Origin of the sequence: Asticcacaulis biprosthecium C19 (assembly GCF_000204015.1) — a bacterium.
Classification (GTDB): domain Bacteria; phylum Pseudomonadota; class Alphaproteobacteria; order Caulobacterales; family Caulobacteraceae; genus Asticcacaulis; species Asticcacaulis biprosthecius.
Map to the genome: position 1 here is coordinate 41455 of NZ_GL883078.1, position 4503 is coordinate 45957.

Genomic DNA, 4503 nt, shown 5'->3' on the forward strand with positions numbered 1-4503 from the left:
AAAAGAACACTTAAGGACAAACTTTCCTTCTCCTCCCCATTTCTAATGGGGAGGTGGCGAGCGAGCGAGGCCCCCTATGGGCCGAAGCAAGTCGAGACGGAGGGGGCCTCTTCCCGCGCGCACCTACGAATCCAGAACTTGCCTGACCTTGGCCGCCAATTGCTCAATCGTAAATGGCTTGCCGATCAACTCCACGCCCGGATCCAGCACGCCATTATGCACCACGGCATTACGCGTATAGCCCGTCGTATACAGCACCTTCAAATCCGGCCTTAGCACCCTTGCAGCATCCGCAAGCTTGCGGCCATTGGTCTCCGGCATAACGATATCGGTAAACAACAGCGACACCTCCGGTTGCGCCTCCAACATCGCCAGGGCCCGCACCGCTCCATCGGCCTCCAAAACCCGATAGCCCAACTCGACCAAGGCATCGCAACTGAACTGCCGCACCGCCGGCTCGTCATCGACGACCAGCACCACCTCCTGCTCCTCGCCAAGCGGCAGGTCGGACACATCCGTCACGACCTCATCCTCCGCCGCCCCGATAAACCGCGGCAGGTAGATCTTGACCGTCGTACCCTCGCCGACCTCGGAATAGATCTTCACATGGCCACCCGACTGCTTGACGAAGCCATAGACCTGGCTCAGCCCCAACCCCGTCCCCTTGCCCACCGCCTTGGTGGTAAAGAACGGATCGAAGGCCTTGGCGACCACCTCAGGCGGCATGCCCTCACCCGTGTCACTGATGGCGATCAGCACATATTGCCCGGCTGGAACACCCATATGCCGGGCGGCATAACGCTCATCGAGATGGGCATTCTGGGTCTCAATCGTCAGCCGACCGCCCTCGGCCATGGCATCGCGAGCATTGACTCCCAGGTTCAGGATGACGTTCTCCAACTGGTTCGGATCGGCATGAACGCTCCACAAACCGCCGGCCAGCACCGTCTCAAGCCGGATCGCACTGCCCACACTGTGGGCGCAACAGGTCCGACATACCCGAAACCAGCGAATTGACGTTCAGCGCCTGCGGCCGCAGCGGCTGCTGGCGCGAGAAGGCCAGCAATCTTTGCGTCAAGGCCGCCGCTCGTCTCGCAGCTTCGGCCGCCGCATCGACCTGCCGTTTGGCGCGCGGATCGGCGTCCCCCAGCCGCCGGTTCAACAGGTCCAGAGACCCGGTAATCACCGCCAGCATATTGTTGAAATCGTGGGCGATACCGCCGGTAAGCTGACCCACCGCTTCCATCTTCTGGGCCTGACGCAGCGCGTCCTCGGTATGGCGCAGGGCTTCGGCCTGCAGCTTTTCGGCCGTGATATCGCGGCCATAGCCATAGATGGCGTCGCCTTCGGTGGTAGAGCGCCACGACAGCCAGCGCGGCGTCCCGTCAGAATGCAGGAAGCGTGTCTCGACGTCGACACGGTCCGGCAGTGTCCTGGCATTGGCCAGGGTGTGCCGCGCCGCCGGCAAGTCATCTTCGTGCATGAACTCGCTGAACATCCGGCCGATCGCGTCGGCCGGATCTCGCCCCAGAATCGTTTGCCAGGCCGGACTGACCGCCAGAAAACGACCCTGCAGATCGACAACGATCTGAACGTCGCGTGACTTGCGCCAAACCCGGTCCAGTTGGGCACTGCGCTGCTCGACCTGAGCCTCAAGGTTTTCGTTCAACTCGCGCAGCGCCTGCTCGGCAGCATGGCGCTGGGTGACGTCGGCGCCCTGGACGAAAATGCTGGCCACCGCACCGTCTGCGCCCACGATCGGCTGGTAGACGAAATCGAGGTAGCGGTCCTGAAGCGAGCCGTCCGCCTGCAACAATTCTATTTTTGCGGAATAGGCGTTGAAAGGCCTGCCCGTGCGGCGAACCTCATCGAGCACGCCGATGAACCCCTGCTCGACCACTTCGGGCAAGGCCTCGCCCAGCGGCTTGCCAACGACGTCCCGACCGTTGATCAGCGAGACATAAGGGCCATTCACATAGTCGAAGACATGGTCGGGTCCTGAGATCACCGCCATAAAGGTCGGCGCCTGGTTGAACAGGGTCAGCAGCCTCTGCCGCTCGGCGGCCTGCTCGCGCTGCGCCCTGATCTTGCCGGTGGTCTCCACCACCGTATCCATGATACCGGCGATCGCGCCATTGTCGTCGCGTACCGGCGAATAGCAGAAGGTGAACCAGGCGTCCTCCAGCTTGCCGAAGCGATCCAGCGGAATCAGGTGGTCCTCGATAAAGGTGGCCTCCCCCGCCCATGCCTTGTCGATGATGGGCTTCAGATCGTCCCAGGCCTCGGAATAGGTAATATGATAGGGCTCGCCCAGCGAGTCGGCCTTGTTGCCGATCAGCGGAACATAGGCGTCGTTGAAGATAGCGACCAGATGCTCGCCCCAGAACAGGCATTTGGGAAAGGCCGACGACAACATAAGATCGACAGCGACCCGTAGGGCGACGGGCCATTGGGTTATCGGCCCCAGCGGGGTCTTGGTCCAATTGAAATCGCGCACCTTGGCGGCCATCGCGCCGCCACTGGCTGGAAAGCTTGCCTGCCTTTCAGAATCCGCACTGGCCATAGAACAGTCCCTGTAACGGCATCAGGTTACAGAGCCGGCAATGGCCTCTCAAGTCCATTTTCATCCGGAATCCGCAAATCATATCGGGCCCTTATTAATTCGCTCATAGGGCGAGCGCTCCGCCCTAATTCTTCCACAATTCACGTGATGATCACGTAATTATCACGCGTCCGTGATAGTTACGTGATCATCACGTTATCCCTGTGGGAGGGTTCCATGAAGAGACTGTTGCTGTGCGTTTCCGTGCTGGCCGTGCTGACGGCCTGCCAACCCAAGTCGGCCGAGATGTATACGGAGGCCGCTGAATACGACCAGACCTATGTGCCGGCCCCGACCGGCGAACGCCCAAATGACGAAAGGTATGATGGTAAGGCGGTATCGCCGATCGTCCGCGTTGCCGACCGGCCGGTTTCGACCTTCGCCGTCGATGTCGATACCGGCGCCTATGCCAATGTCCGCCGCCTGCTGAACGACGGGCAGAGACCGCCCGCCGACGCCGTGCGCACCGAGGAACTGCTCAACTATTTCCGCTACGACTATCCCCTGCCGGCCGACAAAAAACAGCCCTTCTCGATCACCACCGAGGTCACCACCACGCCGTGGAACCCGAATTCTCGGCTACTGCGGGTGGGCTTGCGCGCCTATGACGTGCCCCGCAGCGAACGCCCGGCGGCCAACCTGGTCTTCCTGATCGACGTATCTGGCTCGATGGACGAAAAGGACAAGCTGCCTCTGGTCCAGCACGCCCTGCGCCTGGTCGCCGACGACATGCGTCCGAGGGACAGGGTGTCGATCGTGGTCTATGCCGGCGCGGCCGGGATCGTTCTGGAGCCGACCGCGAATCCGGCGCAGGTCCGCCGGGCTCTGGGGCAACTCAAGGCGGGCGGTTCGACGGCCGGCGGTGAAGGCATCGCACTGGCCTACGCCACGGCGCGCGCAGCCTATATCGACGGCGGCATCAACCGGGTGATCCTGGCGACCGATGGCGACTTCAATGTCGGCATCTCTGATCCCGAAGCTATCAAGGACCTGGTGCGCAAGAACAAGGACGACGGCATTACCCTGACAGCGCTCGGTTTCGGCACTGGCAATTACAACGAAGCCCTGATGGAAGGTATCGCCGATGTCGGCAACGGCAACTACGCCTATATCGACAGCGCCTCCGAAGCCCGCAAGGTTCTGGACGACGAGTTGTCATCGACACTGTTCACGGTGGCCCAGGACGTCAAGATCCAGGTTGAGTTCAACCCGACCCAGGTGTCGCAATACCGGCTGATCGGCTACGAGAACCGCATCCTGGCCGAAGAGGACTTTAACAACGACCATGTCGATGCCGGCGACATCGGCGCCGGGCACCAGGTCACGGCCATCTACGAGATCATCCCGGCGGGCGGCACCGGCTGGACCGACGAACGCCGCTACACCGGTACAGCTTCACCCGCGACCCCATCCAACGAACTCTTGTGGCTGAAGCTGCGCTACAAACTGCCGAACGGGACCGACTCTCGCCTGCTCGAACAGGCGGTTCCGGTCCAGGCCTTACGCGACGCCCGTGCGCCTCAAGGCGACATGGCTTTTGCGGTGAGCGTTGCGGCCTATGGTCAAATCCTGCGCGGAGACAAATACCTTCAGGGCTTCGGCTTTGACGACGCCCGCCGCCTGGCCGGTGGCCAAAGCGACTTCCGCCGCCAGGAGTTCCTGGAACTGACCAAACTAGCCGAAGCCGCCAATTAAAATGCTGAAAACGCTGTAGAATCCCCTCTCCCCGTTTACGGGGAGAGGTTAGGGTGAGGGGCTTGGTAAGCGTCCGTGCACAATCATCTCAGAACGCCCCTCAGGCTCGCAGCCCCTCACCCGATCGCCCACGCTCCGCTCGGCTCTCGTCCTCTCCCCGCTTTGGCGTTAGGGTATGCACACATCTCTTAGGAGAGGCATAAGGT

The 4503-nt window shown here is 61.7% G+C and carries 3 protein-coding genes; 1 reads left to right on the forward strand and 2 read right to left on the reverse strand.

All coding sequences use genetic code 11. The features are described 5' to 3' along the window. Positions 1-123: 123 nt before the first annotated feature. Positions 124-972, reverse strand: coding sequence for an ATP-binding protein (locus tag ABI_RS25935; RefSeq protein WP_006273022.1), 849 nt, complete (start codon positions 970-972; stop codon positions 124-126). After that, positions 950-2563: a PAS domain-containing protein gene (locus tag ABI_RS25940; protein WP_083811482.1), complete on the reverse strand. Its 1614-nt coding sequence runs from the start codon at positions 2561-2563 to the stop codon at positions 950-952. The genes ABI_RS25935 and ABI_RS25940 overlap by 23 nt, the downstream gene beginning before the upstream one ends. A gap of 216 nt (positions 2564-2779) precedes the next feature. Here ABI_RS25940 and ABI_RS10910 point away from each other — a divergent pair, with 216 nt between their 5' ends. Continuing rightward, entirely contained in the window at positions 2780-4297 is a 1518-nt protein-coding gene (locus ABI_RS10910) for a vWA domain-containing protein (protein ID WP_006273024.1), read from the forward strand. Positions 4298-4503: the final 206 nt, after the last annotated feature.

What these genes read in the sequence shown, in the direction of transcription:
- ABI_RS25940 (WP_083811482.1), bottom strand. Translation starts at nt 2,563, where the DNA reads ATGGCCAGTGCGGATTCTGAAAGGCAGGCAAGCTTTCCAGCCAGTGGC.
- ABI_RS10910 (WP_006273024.1), top strand. Translation starts at nt 2,780, where the DNA reads ATGAAGAGACTGTTGCTGTGCGTTTCCGTGCTGGCCGTGCTGACGGCC.